Source organism: Pseudomonas sp. dw_358, assembly GCF_018449655.1.
In the GTDB taxonomy this organism is placed as follows: Bacteria; Pseudomonadota; Gammaproteobacteria; order Pseudomonadales; family Pseudomonadaceae; genus Aquipseudomonas.
Genome location: NZ_JAAVUX010000010.1, coordinates 39,738 through 62,856, shown reverse-complemented (window position 1 = coordinate 62,856; position 23,119 = coordinate 39,738). Strand labels below are relative to the sequence as shown.

Annotated in this window: 26 protein-coding genes; 6 read left to right on the top strand and 20 right to left on the bottom strand. The window is 63.9% G+C overall.

The window, feature by feature from the left end; translation table 11 throughout:
- Window positions 1–39 precede the first annotated feature (39 nt).
- A complete protein-coding gene (locus HB675_RS15965; protein WP_213879310.1) occupies window positions 40–465 on the bottom strand; it encodes a DUF1810 domain-containing protein in 426 nt (141 codons plus the stop codon).
- Between the two features lie 64 nt (window positions 466–529).
- Window positions 530–1,678, bottom strand: a complete 1,149-nt coding sequence (locus HB675_RS15960) for a PatB family C-S lyase (RefSeq protein ID WP_213879309.1) — start codon at window positions 1,676–1,678, stop codon at window positions 530–532.
- Between the two features lie 220 nt (window positions 1,679–1,898).
- On the opposite strand from HB675_RS15960, the gene HB675_RS15955 reads away from it, so the two are divergent.
- Together HB675_RS15955 and HB675_RS15950 are read left to right on the top strand one after the other, a co-directional pair.
- Window positions 1,899–3,092: a CaiB/BaiF CoA-transferase family protein gene (locus HB675_RS15955; protein ID WP_213879308.1), complete on the top strand. Its 1,194-nt coding sequence runs from the start codon at window positions 1,899–1,901 to the stop codon at window positions 3,090–3,092.
- A complete protein-coding gene (locus HB675_RS15950) occupies window positions 3,092–4,042 on the top strand; it encodes a hydroxymethylglutaryl-CoA lyase (protein ID WP_213879307.1) in 951 nt (316 codons plus the stop codon). Before HB675_RS15955 ends, HB675_RS15950 begins: the two co-directional genes overlap by 1 nt.
- On the opposite strand, the gene HB675_RS15945 is transcribed toward HB675_RS15950, so the two are convergent.
- The 5 genes from HB675_RS15945 to HB675_RS15925 all read right to left on the bottom strand — a co-directional run bounded on the left by HB675_RS15945 (window position 4,012) and on the right by HB675_RS15925 (window position 9,802).
- Window positions 4,012–5,643 carry an ABC transporter ATP-binding protein gene (locus tag HB675_RS15945; protein ID WP_213879306.1) on the bottom strand — a complete coding sequence of 544 codons (1,632 nt, stop codon included), beginning with the start codon at window positions 5,641–5,643 and terminating at the stop codon, window positions 4,012–4,014. The genes HB675_RS15950 and HB675_RS15945 overlap by 31 nt on opposite strands.
- A complete protein-coding gene (locus HB675_RS15940) occupies window positions 5,640–6,482 on the bottom strand; it encodes an ABC transporter permease (protein WP_213879305.1) in 843 nt (280 codons plus the stop codon). Before HB675_RS15940 ends, HB675_RS15945 begins: the two co-directional genes overlap by 4 nt.
- Window positions 6,479–7,396, bottom strand: a complete 918-nt coding sequence (locus tag HB675_RS15935; protein ID WP_213879304.1) for an ABC transporter permease — start codon at window positions 7,394–7,396, stop codon at window positions 6,479–6,481. The genes HB675_RS15940 and HB675_RS15935 overlap by 4 nt, the downstream gene beginning before the upstream one ends.
- Window positions 7,396–9,036 carry an ABC transporter substrate-binding protein gene (locus HB675_RS15930; RefSeq protein ID WP_213879303.1) on the bottom strand — a complete coding sequence of 547 codons (1,641 nt, stop codon included), beginning with the start codon at window positions 9,034–9,036 and terminating at the stop codon, window positions 7,396–7,398. The genes HB675_RS15935 and HB675_RS15930 overlap by 1 nt, the downstream gene beginning before the upstream one ends.
- 220 nt (window positions 9,037–9,256) lie before the next feature.
- On the bottom strand, window positions 9,257–9,802 hold the full coding sequence (locus HB675_RS15925) for a cupin domain-containing protein (protein WP_213879302.1): 546 nt from the start codon (window positions 9,800–9,802) through the stop codon (window positions 9,257–9,259).
- Window positions 9,803–10,056: 254 nt separating this feature from the next.
- Here HB675_RS15925 and HB675_RS15920 point away from each other — a divergent pair, with 254 nt between their 5' ends.
- Window positions 10,057–10,695 (top strand): TIGR04211 family SH3 domain-containing protein, encoded by a 639-nt coding sequence (locus HB675_RS15920; RefSeq protein WP_213879301.1) that lies wholly within the window; start codon window positions 10,057–10,059, stop codon window positions 10,693–10,695.
- A gap of 10 nt (window positions 10,696–10,705) precedes the next feature.
- Here the strand turns inward: HB675_RS15920 and HB675_RS15915 are convergent, their stop codons facing one another.
- Entirely contained in the window at window positions 10,706–11,029 is a 324-nt protein-coding gene (locus tag HB675_RS15915) for a hypothetical protein (protein WP_213879300.1), read from the bottom strand.
- A gap of 136 nt (window positions 11,030–11,165) precedes the next feature.
- Between HB675_RS15915 and HB675_RS15910 the strand changes: the two genes are divergently transcribed.
- Window positions 11,166–12,317 (top strand): epoxide hydrolase family protein, encoded by a 1,152-nt coding sequence (locus HB675_RS15910; protein ID WP_213879299.1) that lies wholly within the window; start codon window positions 11,166–11,168, stop codon window positions 12,315–12,317.
- A gap of 1 nt (window position 12,318) precedes the next feature.
- Here the strand turns inward: HB675_RS15910 and HB675_RS15905 are convergent, their stop codons facing one another.
- The 11 genes from HB675_RS15905 to HB675_RS15855 all read right to left on the bottom strand — a co-directional run bounded on the left by HB675_RS15905 (window position 12,319) and on the right by HB675_RS15855 (window position 19,310).
- Window positions 12,319–13,128 (bottom strand): gamma-glutamyl-gamma-aminobutyrate hydrolase family protein, encoded by an 810-nt coding sequence (locus HB675_RS15905; protein ID WP_213879298.1) that lies wholly within the window; start codon window positions 13,126–13,128, stop codon window positions 12,319–12,321.
- A gap of 118 nt (window positions 13,129–13,246) precedes the next feature.
- Window positions 13,247–13,630, bottom strand: coding sequence for a hypothetical protein (locus HB675_RS15900; RefSeq protein WP_213879297.1), 384 nt, complete (start codon window positions 13,628–13,630; stop codon window positions 13,247–13,249).
- 86 nt (window positions 13,631–13,716) lie between these two features.
- Window positions 13,717–14,571, bottom strand: coding sequence for an endonuclease/exonuclease/phosphatase family protein (locus tag HB675_RS15895; RefSeq protein ID WP_213879296.1), 855 nt, complete (start codon window positions 14,569–14,571; stop codon window positions 13,717–13,719).
- Window positions 14,572–14,663: 92 nt separating this feature from the next.
- The gene (locus HB675_RS15890) at window positions 14,664–15,443 is read right to left on the bottom strand and encodes an amino acid ABC transporter ATP-binding protein (protein ID WP_213879295.1); all 780 of its coding nucleotides are present in this window, start codon (window positions 15,441–15,443) and stop codon (window positions 14,664–14,666) included.
- Window positions 15,433–16,086 (bottom strand): ectoine/hydroxyectoine ABC transporter permease subunit EhuD, encoded by a 654-nt coding sequence (gene ehuD, locus HB675_RS15885; protein ID WP_213879294.1) that lies wholly within the window; start codon window positions 16,084–16,086, stop codon window positions 15,433–15,435. Before ehuD ends, HB675_RS15890 begins: the two co-directional genes overlap by 11 nt.
- A gap of 1 nt (window position 16,087) precedes the next feature.
- Window positions 16,088–16,753 carry an ectoine/hydroxyectoine ABC transporter permease subunit EhuC gene (gene ehuC, locus HB675_RS15880; protein WP_213879293.1) on the bottom strand — a complete coding sequence of 222 codons (666 nt, stop codon included), beginning with the start codon at window positions 16,751–16,753 and terminating at the stop codon, window positions 16,088–16,090.
- Window positions 16,754–16,801: 48 nt separating this feature from the next.
- Window positions 16,802–17,677 carry an ectoine/hydroxyectoine ABC transporter substrate-binding protein EhuB gene (gene ehuB / locus HB675_RS15875; RefSeq protein WP_213879292.1) on the bottom strand — a complete coding sequence of 292 codons (876 nt, stop codon included), beginning with the start codon at window positions 17,675–17,677 and terminating at the stop codon, window positions 16,802–16,804.
- A gap of 71 nt (window positions 17,678–17,748) precedes the next feature.
- Window positions 17,749–18,159, bottom strand: a complete 411-nt coding sequence (locus HB675_RS15870; RefSeq protein WP_213879291.1) for a PAAR domain-containing protein — start codon at window positions 18,157–18,159, stop codon at window positions 17,749–17,751.
- A gap of 196 nt (window positions 18,160–18,355) precedes the next feature.
- Window positions 18,356–18,607, bottom strand: coding sequence for a hypothetical protein (locus tag HB675_RS15865; RefSeq protein WP_213879290.1), 252 nt, complete (start codon window positions 18,605–18,607; stop codon window positions 18,356–18,358).
- Window positions 18,608–18,654: 47 nt separating this feature from the next.
- Window positions 18,655–19,065 (bottom strand): DoxX family protein, encoded by a 411-nt coding sequence (locus HB675_RS15860; RefSeq protein ID WP_213879289.1) that lies wholly within the window; start codon window positions 19,063–19,065, stop codon window positions 18,655–18,657.
- A complete protein-coding gene (locus tag HB675_RS15855; protein WP_213879288.1) occupies window positions 19,062–19,310 on the bottom strand; it encodes a DUF6555 family protein in 249 nt (82 codons plus the stop codon). Before HB675_RS15855 ends, HB675_RS15860 begins: the two co-directional genes overlap by 4 nt.
- 221 nt (window positions 19,311–19,531) lie before the next feature.
- On the opposite strand from HB675_RS15855, the gene HB675_RS15850 reads away from it, so the two are divergent.
- Window positions 19,532–19,954, top strand: a complete 423-nt coding sequence (locus HB675_RS15850) for a VOC family protein (protein ID WP_213879287.1) — start codon at window positions 19,532–19,534, stop codon at window positions 19,952–19,954.
- 109 nt (window positions 19,955–20,063) lie between these two features.
- Window positions 20,064–20,849 (top strand): sulfite exporter TauE/SafE family protein, encoded by a 786-nt coding sequence (locus HB675_RS15845; RefSeq protein ID WP_213879286.1) that lies wholly within the window; start codon window positions 20,064–20,066, stop codon window positions 20,847–20,849.
- A gap of 28 nt (window positions 20,850–20,877) precedes the next feature.
- On the opposite strand, the gene HB675_RS15840 is transcribed toward HB675_RS15845, so the two are convergent.
- The gene (locus HB675_RS15840) at window positions 20,878–23,106 is read right to left on the bottom strand and encodes a xanthine dehydrogenase family protein molybdopterin-binding subunit (protein WP_213879285.1); all 2,229 of its coding nucleotides are present in this window, start codon (window positions 23,104–23,106) and stop codon (window positions 20,878–20,880) included.
- Window positions 23,107–23,119: the final 13 nt, after the last annotated feature.

Here is a 23,119-nt window from a genome sequence, read left to right as displayed (position 1 = left end):
CCGAGGGTTCGGCTTTTCTTGACCGATGGCACGCGCCGATCATTCTCCCAGCAAGAACAGGGTCTTGGCGTCGGCGTCGGCACCGAAGAATTGCCTGAGCGCCGGTGCGAACAGGGGGTGCTCCGGTGCGATGGCGGCAAACAGCGTGAGGCAGGAGCGTAGTTTGAGATCGTCAGGATGGCCGAAAATATCCAGGGCGGTCTTGTCGCTGTGAGCCAGCAGTGCGCTCACCGCTTCTTCCAGTTGCGGGCCCAGCAGTGGGTGCAGCAGATAGGCCTGAGCCTCACCGGCACCCGACAGGGCGTAGCGTTCGGCCATGTCGCTGTGCCCCAGCCCGTGCAGCTGGGGGAACACGAACCACATCCAGTGGCTGGTCTTGTGGCCGTGTTGCAATTCTTCCATCACCCGTGCATACACCGGGCGCTGGGCTTCGACAAAGCGGTGCAGGTTGTAGGGATCGTGCATGGCGGAGCGCCCCTGCTGTTGGTTTTATCCAGTTGTGGAGTGGGGCGTGGGAAGGGAGTTCCAATTATTTAGCGGTCAGCGCACGCTCCATCCGGCACAGGCCTTCTTCCAGCAGGGCTCGGGGGCAACCGAAGTTCAGCCGCACGAACTGTTCCAGCTCGGGGCCGAATTCGGGGCCGGCGCTAAAGGCCACCCTGCCGTGTTCGAGGAAGAACTGCTGCGGGTTGTCCAGGCCCAGTGCCGTGCAGTCCAGCCAGGCCAGGTAGGTGCCTTGGGGGACGCTCATGCGCACGCCGGGCAGGCGGCTGCTGACCGCTTTTACCAGATAGTCGCGGTTGGCTTGCAGATACGCCAGCAGGGTGTTGAGCCATTCGCCGCTCTCGCCGTAGGCTGCGCGGGTGGCTTCCAGGCCCAGGGCGTTGACGCTGTCCACCATCCCCAGGCGCGCGGCGTTGAAGCGCTGGCGCAGCGCGGGGTTCTGGATCACCGCGAAGGCGGTTTTCAGACCGGCGATGTTGTAGGCCTTGCTCGCTGACATCAGCGTGATGGTGTGGGCGGCAATCGGCGGGCTCAGGGAGGCCATTGGCACATGGCGGCGGCCGTCGAAGAGAATGTCGGCGTGAATCTCGTCTGAAATGATCAGCACCCCGGCCTCGACGCAGGCCTGGCCGATCAGGTGCAACTCGTCGCTGGCGAAGACCTTGCCGAGGGGGTTGTGGGGGTTGCTGAACAGGAAGGCGCCGGCACCGTGCAGGGTTCGCTTCAAGGCCTCCAGGTCCGTGGGGTAATCGCCGTTGGCGTCCACCTGGAACGGCAATTCGATGCACGGCAGCTCCCAATGACCGGGGGCGACCCGCAGCGGTTGATAGTTGGGGGTCTGCACCACCACGCTGGCGCCTGAAGGAACCAGCGCGTTCAAGGCCATGTTGACCCCCGGCTCCACGCCGGGCAGGAACACCAGGTCGTCAGGCTGTATGCGCCAGGCGTAGTGGTCCCAGAGGTAGGCGACCAGCGTGTCGCGCAAGGCTTGCCGGGGCACGCTGTAGCCCATCAACGGGTGCTCCAGACGCAGGCGCAGCGCCTCGACGATGGCCGGGGCCATGGCAAAGTCCATGTCCGCCACCCACATCGGCAGTACATCGTCGGGGTACAGCGACCATTTCTTGCTGCCGCTGCCTTGGCGGTCGAAGAGCAGATCGAGATCGAAGGGCATGGCAGGGTCCTTGGGGGGCAGAGAAGAGAGGCTGAAGGCTGCCTGAGAATGGGCGTGTGAGCAACTGCGAGCGGCGATGGGCTGTCGAACACGCGATCGCTCTCGGCGGTGCTGAAGTGGCTGGCTGTCAGGGTGGCAGTGTCTTCTGTCCAGACCCTCCATTACACTTCAGCCCTCAGTGACCTGACTGCTGGCATACCTTCAACAATAGAGGCCCCCCATGACTGCCCCCCTCAACGGAGTTCGCGTGATCGAGATCGGCACCCTGATTGCCGCGCCGTTCGCCGCCCGCCTGCTGGCCGAGTTCGGCGCCGAGGTGATCAAGATCGAGTCCATAGGGCAGGGGGACCCACTGCGCAAGTGGCGCAAGCTGCATGAAGGCACTTCGTTGTGGTGGTACCTGCAATCGCGCAACAAGAAGTCGCTGGCGCTGAACCTCAAGTCCGCCGAGGGCATCGCCATCATCAAGCAACTGGCCGAAAGCGCCGATGTGCTGATCGAGAACCTGCGCCCCGGCGCTTTGGAAAAGCTCGGGCTGGGCTGGGATGTGTTGCATGCCTTGAACCCAAAACTCACCCTGGTGCGCATTTCCGGCTACGGCCAGACCGGCCCGTACCGTGACCGCCCCGGCTTCGGCGCCATCGGCGAGGCCATGGGCGGGATTCGCTACACCACCGGCAGCCCCGGTTCGCCGCCGGCGCGCATGGGGGTGAGTCTGGGTGATTCGATGGCCTCGATGCACGCGGTGATGGGCGCGTTGATGTGCCTGCTGCGGGTCAAGACCGGGCAGGGCGACGGTCAGGTGGTGGACGTGTCGCTGGTGGAAAGCGTGTTCAACGTCATGGAGAGCCTGATCCCCGAGTACGACATGCTCGGCCATGTGCGCGAGCGCAGCGGCGGTGCGCTGCCGGGCATCGCGCCGTCCAACACCTACCCGACCCTGGAAGGCGCCTACGTGGTGATTGCCGGCAACAGCGACCCGATCTACAAGCGCCTGATGAGCGTGATCGGCCGCGCCGACCTGCGCGACGACCCGCGCTTTGCCCACAACGATGGCCGTGCTGCTCAGAGCGACTTGATCGACGACGCCATTGCCGCCTGGAGCGCAAGCCTGCTGATCGAGCAGGTGTTGCAGGCCCTGGAAGCGGCCGAAGTGCCTGCCGGGCGCATCTATTCGGTGGCCGACATCGTCGCCGACCCCCACTACCAGGCCCGTGGCATGCTGCTGGACAGTCAGTTGCCAGGCGGCGCAGCGGTGAAGATGCCAGGCATCGTGCCGAAGCTTTCCGACACCCCCGGCGAGGTGAACTGGCCAGGGCCGAGTCTGGGCCAGCACTCCGACAGCCTGTTGCGCGGCCTGGGCCTGACCGAGGCGCAGATTCTGGGCCTGAAGGCGGCGGGAGTGGTGCAGTGATGAACGACGAGCATTTGATTGTTCAGGAAGTCGCCCCTCGCGACGGCTTGCAGATCGAACCGACCTGGGTCGAAACCACCGACAAGGTCGCCCTCATCGAAGCGCTTTCCAGGGCCGGGTTTTCGCGCATCGAAGCCGGCTCCTTCGTGTCGCCCAGAGCCATCCCGGCGTTGCGCGACGGCGACGAGGTGTTCCGCTCGTTCAAGCGTACCGCCGGGGTGATCTACGTGGCGCTGGTGCCCAACCTCAAAGGCGCGCAACGGGCCTTGGCCGCGGGTGCCGACGAGCTGAATCTGGTGCTTTCGGCCAGCCAGACCCACAACCTGGCCAACATGGGCATGCGCCCGGAGCAATCGCTGGCGGCGTTCGGCGACATTGTGCGGCTGGCTCAAGGCACCACGCTGAGCCTCAACGGTTCGATTGCCACCACGTTCGGTTGCCCGTTCGAAGGCGCGATCAGCGAAGACCGAGTGATCGCGCTGGTGGACGCTTACCTGGAACTGGGCCTGCACGGCGTGACCCTGGCCGACACGACCGGCATGGCCAATCCGCGCCAGGTCCGCGGTCTGGTCAGCCGGGTGCTGCAACGCGTGCCGGCGTCGGCCTTGACCCTGCACTTTCACAACACCCGGGGTCTGGGCCTGGCTAACGTGCTGGCGGCCTACGAGGTGGGTGCCCGACGTTTCGATGCGGCCCTGGGCGGCCTGGGCGGTTGCCCGTTTGCGCCTGGCGCCTCCGGCAACATCTGCACCGAGGATTTGGTGAACCTGTGCGAGGAAATGGGCATCGCCACGGGTATCGACCTGCCTCACTTGTTGACCTTGTCGCGTCAGCTGCCGGCCTTGCTGGGCCACGAAGTGCCCGGCCAAGTGGCCAAGGCCGGGCGCAATTGCGATCTGCACCCGCCCCCTGAAAGCTTTCACAAGGCGGACAGCAACTCCCGGGTGTAGGCATGTTCGGGGTTGGCGAACAGGCTTTCGACATCGCCGTGCTCCACGACCCGACCCTGATGAAACACCAGCACGCGGTCGCTGACGTGCTGCACCACGCCCAGGTCATGGGAGATGAATACCAGCGACAGTTGATGCCGCGCTTGCAGTTCGGCGAGCAGGTCCAGCACCTGGGCCTGCACGTAGACATCCAGCGCCGACACCGGCTCGTCGCAGATGATCAGCGCCGGTTTGGCCGCCAAGGCGCGGGCGATAGCGATGCGTTGGCGTTGACCGCCGGACAGCGAGCGCGGTCGTCGCTCAAGGAAGTCGGCGTTCAAACCCACCTGTTGCAACAACTCGATGACCGCCTGGCGCGGGTTGTCGACACCCGGTGCGAGGTTTTCGGCGACCAGGCGCTGCACACTGTAGCGCGGGTCGAACGAACTCAATGGGTCCTGGGGGATGTACTGCATCTGCCGTCGCAACGGCCGGCGACGGGCCTCGTCGATGCCGCTCCAACGCTGGCCGAGCAGGTGCACCTGGCCTTCGTCCGGTTCCAGCAAGCCGAGGAGGATGTTGGCGCACGTGCTCTTGCCCGAGCCGGATTCGCCGACAATGCCCAGCACCTCGCCCTTGCGCACGCTGAACGACACCTGATCCAGTGCGGTGAAGCCTGCCGTTTTCGCGGCGAACCAGCCGCGTGGCCGGTAGCGCTTGCTGATCCCCTCGACCCGTAGCACCTCTTCGTCGGCGACCTGACGCTCGGCGTGGCTGTCACGCAGGATCAGCCCGTTGCCGGCAGCAAGAAAGCGCGCTGAACTCAGGCGCTGACCTCGGGAAGCCGCCGACGGAGTCGCCGCCAGCAGCTGTCGGGTGTAACGATGCGCAGGGTTGCGCAGCACCTGTGCCACCGGGCCGGCGTCTACCACGTTGCCTTGATGCAGCACGCACACCCAATCGGCGATCTGCGCCACCAGCGCCAGGTCATGGCTGATCAACAGCAGCCCGGCACCGGCACGGACCCGTTCACCGAGCACCGCGATCACCTGTTTCTGCACCGTGGCATCCAACGCCGTGGTCGGCTCGTCGGCGATGATCAGCCGTGGGTCGCCGGCAATCGCCGCCGCAATCAGCGCACGCTGCCGCAAGCCGCCCGACAGCTCATGCGCGTATTGCCGGGCACGTCGGGCCGGGTCAGGAATACCGACTTCCTCCAGCAGACGTTCCACCCGCTGCCGGACAGTGCCGTGACGACCCTGCAATTGATGCTCAAGGATGACTTCGGCGGCTTCCTGGCCAATGGTGCGCAATGGGTCCAGCGACACCAGCGCATCCTGCATCACCAGCCCCGCGAAGGTACCGCGCAGGTCACGCCAGTCGGCCTCGCCATACTGGCGCGCGTCGCGGCCGGCAAGCTCGAAGCGCTCGGCTCGGACCTGCGCGCCGTCGCCCGCCAGCCCCAGCAGGCTGCGTGCGGTGAGGCTCTTGCCTGAGCCGGACTCGCCCACCAGCGCCACACACTGCCCCGGCCAGATGCTGAAGCTGACCCCGCGCACCAGCGGCTCGCTGCCTGCAAAGCCGATGCTCAGGTTGTCTATGTCCACTAATGGCAGGCTCATGGCTGACGACCCTCGAAACGACGTTGCAGGTGTTTGCCGAGCACACTGAAGGCGATCACGGTCACGGTAATGCTGACCCCGGGAAAGACGCTGGGCCACCAGGCGATACGCAGCACGTCGCGGCCTTCGGCGAGCATCACGCCCCATTCCGGGGTGGGTGGCTGAGGCCCAAGGCCGAGAAAACTCAAGCCCGACACCGCCATGATCGAACTGCCAATGTCCAGCGTGGCCAGGGTCGGGATCGCCACCAGCACGTTGGGCAGCAGGTGCCGGCAGAACACGCGTAGCCCGCTCTGGCCGTACAGCACGGCGTGGCGCACGTAATCGGCCTCGCGCACCAGCTGGGTCTGGCTGCGTACCATGCGCCCGAACTTGGGAATGCCGGCGATACCGATGGCCACCGCCACATGGAACAGCCCCGGACCGATCAGCGCGATCACCAGCAGCGCCAGCAGGACATGGGGGAAGGCCGACAGCACGTCGAACACCCGTGAGGCGATCTCGTCCAGCCAACGATGCTTGAGACCGGCGACCAACCCCAGCAACACCCCCAGCACCAGGCTGATGAGCATCCCGGCCAGGCCGATCAGCACGGAATAGCGGGCGCCGTGCAGAACGCGGGCGAGTACGTCACGGCCCAGCCGATCGGTGCCGAACCCGTGCTCCAGGCTGGGCGGTTGCAGGCCTTGGGTCACATCGCCGACCAACGGGTCGTAGTGGCTGAACAGCTGCGGCGCGACCATGGCCAGCAGCACCAGCAACAAGAAGCCGCCCGCCGCTGCCACCGCAAGGGCGCCGGAAGGCCGTGACAGGCTCGCATGCACGGGTACGGTACTCATCGATTTCTCAACCTCGGGTCAATGAACAGGCAAACAATGTCCAGCACGGTCGAAATCATGACGTAGATGAACGCTGCCATCAGGACCACCGCGAGGACCACCGGCACGTCCTGCGCCGTGATCGCATTGAGCGTCACGGTGCCCAGCCCCGGCCGGCCAAAGACCTTTTCCGTGATCACCGCGCCCCCCAGCAATCCGCCCACCAGCCAGCCGCCCAAGGTGATGATGGGCAGCAGGCCGTGGCGCAGCACGTGGCGGTAGCGCAGCCCGGTTTCGCTCAGGCCGCGGGCGCGGGCGGTGGTGATGAAAGGTTGTTCCAGCGCTTGTTCCATGGCCTCGCGCAGCACGTGGGCAAGAATCCCCGCCGAGGGCAGGGCCAGGGTCACCGCCGGCAATACCAGTGAGCGCCAGCCCACCGCGCCAGACACTGGAAACCAGTGCCAGTGAAAGGAAAACAGCATCAACAAGAGGATGCCGACCCAGAATACCGGCGTCGAGGTGGCTACCTGCTCTACCGTTGACGCCACCCAGCGCAAGCGCGGGCGGCGCCCGGCGGTAGCGACGCCGACGACGATCGCCAGCGCCACCGCGAGGGCCCCGGCGCTCAGCGCCAGTTGCAAGGTGGGCCACAGTTGCGAGCGCAGCAGCTCGGCCACCGGCGTGCGCATGATGTAGGAGGTGCCCAGATTGCCGTGCAGCAGGCGTCCAAGAAAGTCCAGGTACTGCACGGGCAGGGAACGGTCCAGGCCCCACTCGCGAATGATGGCTTCGCGCATGCCGGGGTATTGGGTGTCGCCGGCCAGGATGTCCTCGATGCGTCCGGGCAGGCACTGCAGCGCCACGAAGGCGCTGCTGACACTGAGCCAGAGCACGCCGAGGCTGCTCAGCAACCGGGTCAGGATCGGCCGCCACATCAGTGCTGCGTCCACACGTCATGGAAGTTGGACGGCGAGTCCAGCTGCGCCTCGAAACTCAGCCCATGGACGCTGTCCTTGGCCGCCAGCTGAAAACTGGGGGCGAACAGCGGCACGATGTAAGCCTGCTCCACCGCCCGTTGCTGGATCTGTGCGAGGATCGGCCGCCGCGCGTTGAGGTCAGAAGTCGCGCGGGCCTTGTCGATCCCGTCGGCAATCTGCGGGTCGATCTTGTCCTGCACGCCGCTGTAGAAGCCGGTGCGGCCCAGCACGTCGCGCAGAGACAGCGCGGTGTCCGACGGGTTGAGGGTGTTGGGGTAGATGTTCCAGCTGCCGTCGACACGGCTCTTGGCGAACTCGCCGCCGGTAATGATGCGCAGGTCCAGATCCAGGCCGATGTTCTTTTTCACCGCCGCCTGGATCTGTTGAATCAGCAGGTCGCGGTTATCCCGCACATAGGGTTGTGGGAAGCCCACCTCGATGCGCAGGCGTTGGCCGCCCTGGGTCCGGTAGCCTTCGCTGTCGCGGCCGGTCCAGCCGGCCTCGTCCAGCAGCTGATTGGCGTGGGCAACGTTGTTGCCCCAGGTGTGGGCCAGGGCCTTGTTGCTGTCGGGGTTGTCCGGGCCGATATCGGACCAGGCGCGGGGCACGGTGCCCAGGTAGATGTTCTTGACCACCGCATCGACGTCGAAGCCGTCACGCAGGGCCTGGCGCACGCGCACGTCGGTGGCTGGTCCGTGGGTATAGTTCACGTTGAGGGTGAACGAGGTTTCTGCTGACGGCCCCACCAGGTACTGGAAACCGGGGGCATCTTTGAACAGCGGGATATCGGTGGGCTGCACACCTTCGATCACGTCGACTTGCCCTGAGGTCAGCGCCCCGGCCCGCACAGCGTATTCGGGGAGGAAGCGGTAGGTGACCGAGTCCAGGTAGGCCGGTCCCGGGTGGCTGGCGTAGGCGGGGGGCCATTGGTAATGGGGGTTCTTGACGAAGCGTGCAGACTGGCCGCGCTGGTATTGGTCGAACACGAACGGCCCGGTGCCCACCAGTTGCGGGCCACCGCCGCACAGATCGGGGGCGCTGGCCAGGGCCTTGGGTGCGATAAAGCCCAGTTTGACGCTGGAGAATGATTCAAGCATCGAGGAGTCTGGGCGGCTCAGCACGATGTTGACCTCATGGGGGCCGATCACGTCGGTGCGCAGGTAGTACTCCATGAAGGTGGCGGCCATGGCGGTGTTGGCCGGGTTGGCCACCCAGTCGAAATTGGCTTTCACTGCCTGGGCGTCGAACGGTTCGCCGTTGCTGAAGGTGACGTCGTCGCGCAGCACAAAATGGTAGGTCCTGCCATCCGGCGAGATGTCCCAGCTTTTCGCCAGCCAAGGCACGAAGGAGCCGTCGGCCTGCTTGCCCACCAGTGAGTCGATGTAGTTGCGCATGATCAGAAACGAGTTCTGCTGGCCCGAGCGGTGCGGGTCGAAACACACCGGTTCCCCGGCCACGGCGATGGACAGATTGCCGCCGGCCGCCGGTTGGCCAGTGGCTGCGGCGGCCACCGCTTTGTCCTGGGTGCCGTCGCCGCAGGCGGTCAGCAGGAGAGGGGATAGAAGGGCGATGCAGAGACCGTTGCGCAAGCCGGGCATGGGATTCCTAATATGCTTGTAGATAATATATTAGGGAAATCTATATGCTCTTAACGAATTATGTCCAAGGCTGAAAGGTCATATGGATATATCACGCGACACCGCAATGCGGCCGTCGCCGGCAAGCCTGAGGGTATAGGCCAACCCGGCATTGAAGTGGCTCTGAGGGAGCAGGGCTTGCCCGCGATGGCCGCGCTGGGGTTCCTCGGCCGAATTCGAATCAAAAATTCGCCGGTGTATTTGCGCTGATGATCTCGGCTTCATCTGCGCCGATGTTGCGGAAGCTGTGGGGCAGGGTGGTGGGGATGTAGTAGCCGTCACCGGGGTGGAGCACACTGACGGCGCCGTCCACGGTCATCTCGATCACGCCACGGGTGACCAGGCCGCACTCCTCTCCTTCACTGTGCACGATGGGTTCGCCGGAACCTGCGCCCGGGGCATAGACCTCGCGCAGAAAGCGCATCTGCCGACCCGGCACTGGCGCGCCCACCAGCAACAGGCGCAAGCCGTTACGGCCGAGGTCCGGTTGTTCGCCCGCGCGGAACACGTAGGGCTCCTGCTGCGGCGGAGCGTCGAAGCTGAAGAAGTCCGCCAGGGACATGGGGATGCCCTCCAGCAGTTTCTTCAGCGAGCTGACCGAGGGGCTGACACGGTTCTGCTCGATCAGCGAGATGGTGGCGTTCGTCACGCCGCTGCGACGGGCCAGCTCGCGCTGGGAAAGCTGATGCCGTTCTCGAACCAGTTTAAGCCGTGCACCCGTATCCATAACCGCCTTATGTTCTGTCAATGTGAGGGCTGCCCCGTGCGGGCCGCCTCGCGCCGGCGGCTATTAAATCACATCGGCCCTGCCGTGCCAGTGGCGATGCGCGCAAGCTGTCGCCCCTGGGGAAATGAACCTGGGGCCATTTTTACGGTCTGTCAGCAGGCAGTTGCTGCGACCTGCCTTTAAGGTGCTGAGTGCGCCTTGTCTACGGCCCAACCATCCGGGCCTTCATTTTCATATTCACGCGAAGATCAACCATGCCCTTTCTTTCCCGTCTGTTTTCTCGGCTGCTGCCATTCTCCTCGCTGCTGGCCGGCGGCCTGCTGCTCACCGGCAATGCCCATGGCGCCGAAGCCGACCGCTGGATCAGCGATAACCTGACCACCATCGTGCGCAGTGGTCCCACCGACGGCTACCGGGTGATCGGCATGGTCAAATCCGGGCAGAAGGTACAGTTGATCAGCACCCAGGGCGACTACAGTCAGATACGTGGCGAGTCCGGGGACACGGTCTGGCTGCCCAGCGCCAACCTGCAGGAACAACCAAGCCCCACCGAGCGCCTACCGCAGTTGACCCAGCAAGTCACCGAATTGAACGACCAGCTCAAAACCATCGATGACAGTTGGAAAACTCGTGTTCAGGGCATGCAGGAAACCCTGGATACGCGCAAAAAGCTGATCGACGAACTGCAGGCCCACAACAAGGACATCGATGCGCAATTGACCGCGGCCCAGAGTGAGGTGCGCACGGTGCAGGCGCAATTGGGCGACGAGAACAAGCAGGTGTTGATGCGGTACATGGTCTATGGGGGCGGCATTGCCGGGGCCGGGTTGCTGGCAGGTTTGATCCTGCCGATGCTGACCCGTGGGCGCAAGCGCAATGACCGGTGGTTTTGAACGGGCTGCATCAGCGGCATTCGTGCGCGGCTTTCTGCAAGCGCGAGTGCCCGATCGGCCCGCGCAAATAAAGCGAGACCTGGGTGCCGGTGTTGGTCTTGTGGGCTTCCAGGATCTGATCGGCGGCGACGTCGCTGGGCGCGGTCAGGGTCACCAGGTTGCGGTGCTCGGTGATCTGCGTGCCAGGGCGTATGGCCTGCCATTTGGGGTAGACGCAGTCGGCGAATTCAGCCGGCGTCTTGCTGCTATTAAACTGCACGGACGGCGCGTTTGGGCGAATGGCACAGCCGGCCAGCAACGCCATTGGCAGCAGGAAAACGAGAAGGTTTTTCATGACTCGGGGGTCCTTGGATCGAAGCGCGCGGATCATCGCTCAAAGCGCCGGTAAAAGGAAATGATCAAATGCACTGTTTTCTATCGACGGCGTCGATTATTACCAGCGCTATCAGTCGCTTGAGGGAGAAATCGGAATGCAGATCAAGCCGTTTACCGTGCACGTCGATGATTTGGCGCTGCACGATCTGCAACAGCGCCTGGCCCGAACCCGTCTGGCACCTGCCATCGAGGGCGCCGGCTGGCAGGAGGGCACCGCCCCTGACTTCCTGCGTCGGCTGTTGCACCACTGGCAGCACGGCTTCGACTGGCGCGCCCAGGAACGCCGGCTTAACCGGCTGCCGCAGTTCATCGCCGAGCACGCTGGGCAACAGGTGCATTTCATTCACCAGCGCGGTACGGGCCCCGCGCCGCTGCCGCTGATCCTGACCCACGGCTGGCCCGGTTCCTTTGTCGAGATGCAGGCCATTGTGCCGCTGCTGGCTGACCCCGGTGCTCACGGGGGAGATCCTCGGGATGCCTTCGATGTGGTGGTGCCGTCGCTGCCCGGTTATGGTTTTTCGTCGGCGCCGGTGTCGGCGGGGACTGGCCCGTACGAGATCGCCGACCTGTGGGCCGAGCTGATGAGCGCGCTGGGGTATGAGCGGTTCGGGGCCCAAGGGGGCGATTGGGGCGCGGGGGTGGCGACCTGGCTGGCCTGGCGTCATGCCGACCGGATCAAGGGGTTGCACCTGAACTTCATACCCGGTTCCTACCGCCCACCGCTGGGTGACGGGCACGCCCCCATCAGCCCTGATGAGCAGGCGTTTCTGGATCACGTCGGCCAGTGGAGCCAGACGCAGGGGGCCTACGGCCAGATTCAGGGGACCAAACCGCAAAGCCTGGCGGTGGGCCTGAACGATTCGCCAGCGGGCCTTGCGGCCTGGATCACCGAGAAATTCCAGGCCTGGAGTGATTGTCAGGGCGAGCTGGAACAGGCTGTGTCAATGGATGATCTGCTGACCAACATCAGCCTCTACTGGTTCACCGGGACCATCGGCTCGTCCATGCGCCTTTACGTGGAAGGGCGCCGCCGCCCGCTGCATTTCAGCACCGGCCAGCGGGTGTTGCCGCCGCTGGGAGTGGCGCAGTTTCCTGCCGAGTTGCCGATGCCGCCGCGTTCATGGGTCGAGCGGGTGTACAACCTGCAGCGCTGGACCGTCATGGCGCGCGGCGGCCACTTCGCCGCCCTGGAGCAACCCCAGGCACTGGCCGAAGAGATCAGGGCGTTTTTCCGCCCTTTGCGCTAATTCAGGCAGCCTGTTCCACGGGTTTGCTCTGGCCCGCGACGCGTGCCCGGCAGGCTTGGCCAAAGGCCTGGAACAACTTCACCGAATCGGGATTGCTGCTGGCTTGCCATTCCGGGTGCCATTGCACTGCGAGGAGGAACGAGCTCAAGCCCGTTCCGTGGATGGCTTCCACCAGGCCATCGTCGGCGTAAGCGATGGCTTCCAGGCCCTTTCCGAGGGTCTTGAGCCCTTGGCCATGCAGCGAATTGACCTCGATGCGCGCGGTCCCCAGCACCTGATGCAGCCAGCTGTCGGCGGTGATCTGCACGCTATGGGCGGGGGCGTATTGGGCTTGAACCGAAGCGTCGGGGTTTTCCCGGTGGTCATTGAAGCCCGGCTCGGCGTAGACCTTCTGGTACAGGTCGCCGCCCAGTGCCACGTTGATCTCCTGCATGCCACGGCAAATGCCGAAGATCGGCAGGCCGCGGGCGATGGCAGCGTGAATCAACGGCAAGTCGAACTGGTCGCGCTCGCGGTCCTGGGCCTTGCCCGGGGTCAGGTTGTCCTGGCCATACAGCGCAGGGTCGATGTTGCTCCCGGCGCCGGTCAGGTAGACGCCGTCGGCCATGTCCAGATAGTGCGCAAGGTCATCAATCCCGCAGCAGGTCGGCACCAGCACCGGCAAGCAACCGGCCAGTTCCACCAGCGGGGTGATGTATTTGTGGGTCATGACCTGGTAGGCGTGGCCTTTGCGTACCGACGTACCCATGGACATGAGGACCACCGGTTTTCGAAGGGTTGGGTGTTCTTTGTTCGGGGTGCTGCTTGACATAAGTCACCTTGTGGCGGGCCAGGGCGGCCCGTTTTCTGGTCAAAGCCTAAGTGCTAGCCTGCCACAGGCGTTTATTATGTCAAACAGTATGATCAGAGCCGTCAAGAATAATGTTCGGTCAAGCCATCTCGTCAAGCATCTGCCGGTACTGCTCATCCACCAACGGCTGCGGCACACACAGGGTGATGGCGGTTTCCAGCCACTGCCGAGCCTGCTGGGTGTACTCGACGATTTCGTAATGGCTCAAGCCTTCCACATGCTTGGGCAGGTGCAAGTCGCGCAGCTCGCCATTCTCCAGGTCATGCACCGGGAAAATCAGCAGGTCGCTGGTCAAGTTGCTCACGCAATAGATGTCCGAGCCGATATAGGCAGCATTCACCGCAATACCCGCAGCGGCCGCTTGCTTGCGGATTTCGGTGGCCACTTCGACGTAGGCACGCTGCATACGCTGGTAGGCTTCATCTTCGGCGCTTATGGACAATGTCGTGTCAGGCTGCTGCATTGGGCGTTCTCTTTTGATGATCCGCCCATTTTCGCAAGGAATCGGCGCGCCAAAAGCTTTCTCTGACAGATGGTAACGTTTGGCCACTAGTTTCGGGCAGACGGTCTTCCCATCGCCAGGGGGCTACCCAATTGGGCGTGTAAAAACAAGGGCGCATGGTCTGAAACACTGGCGCGGGCCTGCTGATGGGTCAGGCCGAGGAACTTCGGATAGGCGAAGATCTGTACGGTGTTGATCTTGATGGTGCTGGCCTTGGCGATGAAGATGTTGTCGTACAGGTTGGCGAACTTGCCGTCCGTGGTGGAGAGCGTGCTGGCCCCCTCGGTGAGCAACGGCCGGGCGGATTGGTCGAGGTTGTCCCAGGCCGGCGAGGTCGGCGGGGTGTTGAAGTCCCCCATCAGCAGCAAATGGCTGTTGCCGTGGTAGGTGTCTCCCAGCCAGGCCCAGTATTGCGAGAGCGCAGTGATCTCCCCGGCGCGGTCGGCCTTGTGCTTGCCGTACAGAATGTGCACCGTGGCCACCACGAAATCGGTGTGATCGCTCAAGGACTTGAAGCGCGCCGAGTAGGGGTCTCGGGCGAAGGCCTTGTCGCGGTCCAGATACGTCACGGCGCCGTCGGCGTAGGCCACCGCGTCGTCGCGCCACACGAAGCCGTACATCTCTTTATAGGAAGAACGGCCTACGGCGCTGGAGGACATGGCGCTCCAGTGGTGGCCGGTCTGCTTGCTCAAGGCCTGGGCCAAGGTGTCGAGGGCGTCTTCGCTCATCAACTCCTGCACCGCAAGAAAGTCGACGTTGGCGGCCACCTTGGCAATGGCGGCGAAGTCCTTGTTGGGACGCACGCTGAGGTGTTCCAGGTTCCAGGTGCCGATACGCGTCTCGGCGTGCAGGGCGGGGGTGACGAGGAGCAGGCAGGTCAGGACAGCAGATCGAATGCGCATTTTTTCTCTTGATGTAAAGCGGTAGGTTCTGGAATCAACCCACTGATAAAAAAGAGAAAGTAACACAGTGTTTCATGAGGCGCAGCTGATGGTTAATGGCCCTGCACGCGATTGAGGAAACGCCGGGTACGCTCATCCTGCGGGTTGACCAGAATCTCTTCCGGGTTGCCATCGGCAATGATCCTCCCACTCTCCATGAACAGCACCCGATCGGCAAAGTCCTGGGCAAAATTCATTTCATGGGTGACCAGCAACATGGTGGTCTGCTGTTCGTGCGCGATGTTGCGAATCACCTCCAGTACCTCGCCCACCAGCTCCGGGTCCAGCGCGGAGGTCACTTCGTCGAACAGCAATACCTGCGGGCGCATGGCCAAGGCGCGGGCGATGGCGACCCGTTGCTGCTGGCCGCCCGACAGGTTGGCAGGGTAGGCAGCGGCCTTGTGGGTCAGGCCCACCTGCTCCAGACAGGTCATGGCACGGCTGCGCGCCTCGCTCGGGTTCAGGCGCAGCACCTGCACCGGCGCTTCCATGACATTGTCCAGCACGGTCAGGTGGGGAAACAGGTTGAACTGCTGGAACACCATGCCCACCCGATGCACCACCGGCTGGCGCCGGCTCAACGGCCAGCGCCAGCCATGGGGCGGCGCCGGCACCGGCGCACCGGCCACCTCGATGCTGCCTTGCTGGTAGGTTTCCAGCCCCTTGATCAAGCGCAGTATCGTGGATTTGCCCGAGCCGCTGGGGCCGATCAGTGCCACTTTCTGACCCTGGGGAATGCTCAGGTCCAGGTGGTCGATGATCGGCGCGCCGCCGAAATGCTTGACTACCTGAGTCAGGCGAATCTGTGGGCGAGTGCGTGCGTCAGGCGGCATGGCTGCGTTTTTCCAGGTACTTGAAGAACAGGGAAGTGGGCACGCTGATCAGCAGGAACAGCAGCGCCATCACGGTGTAGGGCTCGTTGTAGTGATAGGTCAGGCCCGCCACTTGCTTGGCCGCCTGGAACAGTTCCGGGATGGTGATGACCGCCAGCAGCGGTGTTTCCTTGAACATGCCGATCAGGTAGTTGCCCAGCACTGGCAGCATCGGCTTGAGCGCCTGGGGCAGGATAATTCGCCGCCAGGTCGTGCTGCGCTCGATGTCCAGCGCCGACGCCGCTTCCCACTGACCACGATCGATACCGTCAATGGCGCCGCGCCAGGCCTCGGCGATGTAGGCGCTGTAATACAGGCCCAGGCCGAGCACGCCGGTGCTGATGGGCGGCAGGGTGATCCCGGCCTGGGGGAGGGCGAAGAACAGCACATAGAGCTGCACCATCAATGGCGTGTTGCGCAGAAAGCTCAGGTAGCCCGCGCACAGGCGCCGCACGATGCTCGAGGGACTGCGCTGCAACAGCGCCACCGCCATGCCCAGCACCGTGGCCACGACGAAACCGAGGATGACCACCCGCACCGTGACCAGCAGCCCTTTGAGCAAGTCCGGCACAATCGACCAGGCCAGTTGGAAGTCGAAATCCATGTCAGTGCTCCGGCCGCCGCCAGGCCGTACTGTGCCGTTCATAGCGGCGCACCAGCGCGCTCAACGGCCAGGCCATGGCGAAATAGCACAGCAGCACGATGCTCCATATCAACGACTGCCGCCCAAGGGTGGTGATCAATTGGTTACCGGCAAAGGTCAGGTCGGTCAGGGTGATCAGCGACACCAGCGACGTGGTCTTGAGCAATTCCACCAGTTGGTTGCCCAGCGGCGGAATCATGAACGGCAGCGCTTGAGGCAGGATGATCCGCCGCAGGGCCGCACCGGGCGGAAAATCCAGCGCCCGTGCTGCATCCCGCTGGCCCGCACTCACGTTCACCAGCGCCGACCGGATGATCTCCGAGCCGTAGGCGGAAAAGGTCAGCCCCAGGCCGATCACCCCGGTGGTCATCGGCGCCAGGGTGATGCCGAACAGCGGCAGAATGAAGAACAGATAGAACAGCAACACCAGCGCCGAGATGCCCCGCAGCAGTTCCACATAGACGGTGGCGACCCAGCGTAACGCACGCCAGCGCGACAGGCGCATCAAGGCGATGGCAAAACCCAGCACCAGAACGAGGACCTCGGCCTGGGCGGTGATCTGCAGGGTGACCCAGGCGCCTTGTCCCAGTTGTCGGGCGATAAACAGCACGGTGCCGTCGGTGAACATGACCTGTACTCGTGTGGGTTTGAGGCCTGGGGGGTGGCTTGGGTGAAGTCAGAGCGAGCATCGTTGCTCGGCAGTGATGTCCGTGGCCGGCAGCTCGTTCTCGGTGTAGCCGTATTTCTGCAGGATCTTCAGTAACTCCCCGGACGCGCGCAGCTTGGCGAGTTGTTCATTGAAGGCCTGAGCAAAGGCCGGGTCGTTCTTCGGCAGGCCGTAGGCGTGATAATTCCAGGTCGGGTTGCCGCTGGCGTCGGGGATCTGCTCAAAGGGCAGGGCACGTTCCACCGATGGGTCATTGGCTTTTTGCAGCAGGCCGATGATCTCTGCGTCAGGGAAATACACCACATCCACCCGGTTGGCCTGCAACGCCGCCAAGGCCTCATTGTCCTTGTCGAACAGGGAGACGTTGGCCTCACTGATCCCGGCGCTCTTGGCTTCCTGCACCTGATTGGAGCCCGGTTGCGTAGCCAGGCGCGCCTTGCCGTTGGCGGCGACGTCCTTGAGGCTGTGCAGGTTCAAGGGGTTACCGGCCTTGACGATAAAGGCGCCACCCGAACGGGTCACCGGGTTTGAATAGGCGATCACCTTGCAGCGCGGCGGGGTGATGAACAGCCCGGCGCCGATCAGGTCGAAGCGCTTGGCCGCCAGCCCCGGCACCAGCGAGCCGAAGTCACTGATGGGAGTGTCCACCTGGGTGATGCCCAACGGCTTGAGAATCGCCAACAGCACTTCATAATTGGCCCCGGTAATCTTGCCGTCGGTGCCGATGTAAGCGTAAGGCTGCTCGTTGGCGATGCCGGCGGTCAGGCCGCTGCTGCGGCCTTTTTCCAGCAGTCCGGCGGCCATCGCCGAGGCGCTGAAGAGGGTGCCGAACGCGATGGCCGAGCCGAGCAGGGTGGCCAGGGAGAGTTTTCTGGAGGCAGGCATGATTCGGTACCAGGGCGGGGTGAGGAGGGCAGCGTTATAGTGAAAGATACTATCGGTATAAAAATATTTTTTTAAATATCGATGAGGAATAAGGTTAGAACTGGGTTGCGGGACTGCGGTGGCGCCGAGGAAGAGGGGGCCGAGGGCGGCAACTCAGATGCAACCCCTGGGGCGTCACTGCGCGCACTCGCCGGCAAGTCATACGCCGACTCATACTGAGCATGGGTGCTCGACGCCAGCAACCGCGCCTGGCACGGGCAACTGCTGACGCTGTCCAGCGTGCCTGCCACCCGGCGCCCACCCGTCATCCTAGAGTCGATGCCACCCAGGATCTGATATGGCTGCCCATCCGCGCCGCAACTGACGGCATCGCCCTCGCGACTCTGGAGCAGGCCAAACATCATGACGGTGTCGGCGCCCTCGAGCACGGTGCCGCCACAGCTGGTCTTGTCCCCTCTGCCAATGAAATGTCCATACGCCATTGCTGGTTCCTTTCGTCAATCTCGAAGCCGGCACGCGGAGAGGCGCCGGACCGGGGGCGAGATTCGTCGAAAGGGGTAGGGGATGTCTGTAGGACGGTTCTGAAAATGCGGCGGAAATTTCTGAAGTTTCTCGTGGCTCAGGTGCCAGGCAGGTTGCAGGCGCCTTCACCCATTGAGTTAGAGCCGATCCCTGCGCTCAGCGATTGAGCCCCGGCACTCCGATCTGCAACTGCCCCAGCATGAACTTGGCCGCGACATAGGACGCCGTCGCCCCCACAATCCACAACACCGACCCGCCGACCACGATGCCCAGGGCGATCTGCCAGGCCAGCCAGTTGGCGCTGCGTGGCTTGCGCCAGGCGCCTCGCTGGGTGGGCTGATAGCCGCGCTCGTCGTCCAGATCCAAATCCAGTTCATGGTCGAGGTCAGCGCGCAGATTGTCTTTCATGGTCGTCCAGGTATTAAGTAAAAGGGGCAGAGCCGGCGGAGGATACCTCAGCGCAAGGTCTCGGTGCGAGCCGGCCAGCGGATGACGTCGGTGCACCACAGCGGCCACCACACCAGCACAGGCTGGAACAGCAGGCGCGGCACGTGGTAGCCCCAACCGAGCACGGTGCCGCCTGTTGCGACATGGTCAAAGGCGTGTTTGAGGTTGGCGGGGAATACGCAGATTGCATACAGGGCCAGCATGATCCCGGCCAGTCGCCGCGTGCGTGGCAGCAACAGCCCCAGGGCGCCGAGCCACTCACAGATTCCAGTGACCACCACCACGGTCGCCGGCCACGGTACCCAATCGGGCACGATGGCGACAAAGCCCGCGGTCGCATATAGATGAAAGAAGCCCGCAATCAGGTAGACCGCTGCCAGTAACAGGCGCAAGCCATGCAGGGCAGCGGCATGACTCAACTGTGTTCCAACGGAACGGTCGATGCCGCTCGCCAGCTCACCTCGGTAATACCGAAGCGCTCGGCCCAGGGCCTTGAGGTCTTTTTAATCTTTTCCCGGGTGTTGCGGCCGATACGGCCGACTCCCGCGTCACAGCTGGCCCAGTGCCAGGCCTCGGCGTTGTCCATGCGGTCGGCGCGGATGACGAAGCTCTTGGCTTGCCCATGCAGGCTGTAATCAATTACATAAAGTTGTGTAGAAGGCATTTTTCTATCCGCCGTTGTCGTCGTACGTACTAAGCTGAGTATCGGGGGCGTCAGAAATTCAACACAAAAGACGAAGGGCCGGTTTTGAGCCTTAACTGCCTGAAAGTGGACAGATTGTCGGAAAAATATCCGACGAGCTGTAGTGTCAAAGTGCCATTTATCTCGTGCTGCCACTTGGACATTCTTGATACGCTTGTACAAGGTCACTTCCTGGAACTGCCATGATTTCCCATACCTGCCTCGGCGTGAACGACTTCGCCCAAGCCTTGGTGTTTTACCGCGGCCTCATGCGTATCCTCGGTCTCCAGAACAGCTTCACGGACCTCGCCCGCCCTTGGGCCGCCTGGAAACACCCCGACCACGACCGGCCACTCTTCGTCATCGGCGTGCCCCTCGACGGCCAGCCGGCGACGGCGGGTAATGGCACAGTAATAGCCTTGCAGGCCAAGGACCGGGTCGCCGTCGGCAAGGCCTATGCCGTCGCGCTGGCTCTGGGCGGCAGCGACGCCAGCGCGCCACGCGTGCACCCCGAATATCACCCCCACTTTTACGGCGCTTTCTTCCACGACCCGGACGGTAACCTGCTGTGCGTTTGCTGCCACGAGCCGCCGACGGCTGCGGACGCGACAGCAAAAGCTGATTAATAGCTTCAGGATCTAAGAATAGATCCTATCGTTCTATAAGTTCATAACAAAAGCCGATATCCTGCCGCCCTGATTTTCCCGCTTAAACCTGTGCAGTGTGGATGGCGTCATGGAATTTGGCAGTATTGGTTGTGTGGTAGCGGGGCTGGTGGTGGGCTTCATCGTCGGGATGACCGGTGTAGGCGGCGGTTCGCTGATGACGCCGATCCTGTTGTGGTTCGGCATCAACCCGGCCACTGCGGTGGGCACCGATCTGCTGTACGCGGCGGTGACCAAGTCCGGCGGCGTCTGGGTCCATAGCCGCAACAAGAACATCGATTGGCGGGTGACCGGCTGGCTGACCCTGGGCAGCGTGCCGGCGGTGGCCATGACCCTGTGGTACCTGAGCACCCTGCACGCCGCGCCCCAAAGCATGAACGCGCTGATCAAGCAGGCCCTGGGCGTGGTGCTGTTGATCACCGCGTTGGCCGTGTTCTTCAAGCAGCAGTTGCTGGCCTTCGCCAACCGCCGCGCAGGGGGCACCTACCAGCCGAGCGGCGTGAGCCTCAACGTGCTGACGGTGATCACCGGGCTGGTGCTGGGGGTCATGGTCGCCCTGACGTCCATCGGCGCTGGCGCATTGGGCACGGTGGCGTTGTTCATCCTCTATCCGTTTTTGCCGACCCGCCGCCTGGTCGGGACCGAAATTGCCCACGCCGTACCCCTGACCCTGGTGGCGGGCCTGGGCCATGCCAGCATGGGCAACATGGACTGGTCGGTGTTGGGGCTGCTGCTGTGCGGGTCTTTGCCGGGGATCTACGTCGGCAGTCAGTTGGCCGGCAAAGTGCCGGACGCCGTACTGCGCCCGTGCCTGGCGGTGATGCTGTTTCTGATCGGCTACAAGCTGGTGTTCTGACGCCGCGCGGGGCGACGTCAGACGCTGTTCACACCGCCAACAGGTGCTCGATGCGCACCGGCAGGTCGCGTACGGTCACCCCGGTGGCGTGGCGTACGGCATCGGTGATCGCTGCGGCCACGCCGGCCAGGCCGATCTCGCCGATGCCCCGTGCGCCCAAGGGGTTGAGCGCCATGTCCGGGTAGTCGAGAAAGGTAATGTCGACGCTGGGCGCGTCGGCGTGGGTCGTCACGATGTAGTCGGCCAGGTTGCTGTTCACCGGCGCGCCGCTGCGCGAGTCGTATTCGATGGCTTCGAACAAGGCCATGCCGACGCCCATGATGATTGCGCCTTCGATCTGGTTGCGCCCGGTACGGGCATTGATCACCTTGCCGGCATCGATCACCGTGACCACGCGGCTGACCCGCAGGCGGGCCATCTCCGGTTGCCAGATCACTTCGACGAAATGCGCGCCGTAGGAATGCAGCGAGACCTTCTTTTCCGCCTCGGCGCTGCCGGCCGCCTTGCCGTGCCCGCTGACGTGATTGATCCGCGCCGCCTGCAGCATCTCGCCCACTTCCACGCCGTCATCGGCCGGCGCGCCCTTGACGCGAATGCGCATGTTGATGAATTCCAGGTCATCCGCTTTTTTACCACTGAACCCGGGATGGTGCTGGGCGGCCATCTCCCGTGCCTGATCCATGGCTGCCTGCGTGGCTTGCTGCACAGCGGGCACCAGCGAACCAGTGGCCATGGAGCCACCGGACATGGGACCGGGCGGCAGGTTGCTGTCGCCCAACACCACGTCGATACGCTCCAGCGGCAGCCCCGTCAGCTGCGCGACCATCTGCGCCACGACGGTGTAGGTCCCGGTGCCGATGTCCTGGGTGCCAGAGGACACCCGGGCGCGGCCGTCGCTGTTCAATTGCACGGCCGCTTCGGCCGGCAGGGCCTTGGCTTGCCAAGAGCAACAGGCCATGCCCCAGCCGACAATATCGCCAGCGTCATTGTGCATCGAGCCCGGTTTTTTGCCGCGACGCGACCAGCCAAACCGGCTGGCGCCCAGGTTCAGGCACTCGGTGAGGTGACGGGAAGAAAACGGTTGGTCGGTGCTCTCGTCATGGTCGGGCTGGTTGATCAGCCGCAGTTGCAACGGGTCCATGTCCAGGCTCACGGCCAAATCGTTCATCGCCGACTCCAGGGCATACAGCCCCGGCACTGCGCCCGGCCCGCGCATGGACGTGGGCGGGGAGATATCGCGACGGGCGAACGACCAGGCGGCCCGAAGGTTCGGCGTGCTGTAGAGAAAGCCCGTGGCCTCGCCGCAGTTCTCCTTGTAGGTGTCCAGCCGGGCGTTATGGAACAGGTAGTCCTGCTGCACCACGCTGAGCTTGCCGGCGGCGTCGCAGGCCAGACGCATGCGCTGTTGGGTGTTAGTGCGATGGCCGACTGACTGGAACATCATCTGCCGGTCCACCACCAGTTTGACCGGCCGCTGGAGCTCGCGAGCACTGGCGGCAGCCAGCAGCGAATGGGTCCAGGGCCACAGCTTGCCGCCAAAACCCGAGCCCAGGTACTCGGTGATCACCCTTACCTGTTCCGGGGCGACGCCGAGCATCTGCGCACTGACCGTGCGGTGGTTCATGATCGCCTGGGAGGTTTCATACAGTGTGAACGCGTGGCCGTCCCAGACTGCCACGGTCGCATGGAGCTCGATGGGGTTGTGCGCGTGGGGCGGCGTCGTATAGGTCTGGTCGAGCTTGACCGGGGCAGCGGCGAACGCCTTGTCGACGTCGCCACGCTCGGTGTCGACCTTGACCGGCTCTTCGGCCGTCAGGCGCAGATCCACATTGGGCGTGTCGGCGGCGTAGCTGACCTTCACCGCGGCAGCACCCGCCAGGGCCTGCTCGTAGGTGTCGGCCACCACGACCGCGACATACTGGCCGTAATAGGTGACGCGATCATCACTCAGGGGCGGGCGACCTTCGTCGGTCTTGCCGCCACCGCTTTTGCGGAACAGCTGTTTGTCGAAGTTGCCGGCGTGATAGACCGCTACCACGCCGGGGATCCGTTCAGCCTGGCTGGCGTCCAGCGCGGTGATGTGGCCAGTGGCGATGGTAGCGGTCACCGGTACGGCGTAGGCCATGCCCGGGAAGTTGTGGTCTGAGGTATACATCGCCCGGCCGCTGACCTTTTTCGGGCCGTCGATGCGCGGGTAGCCGAAACCGATGACATTGTCTGCGGTGGGCTGGGCTGCTGCGGGTTGAGGCTGGGCCATGGGGTCTCTCCCG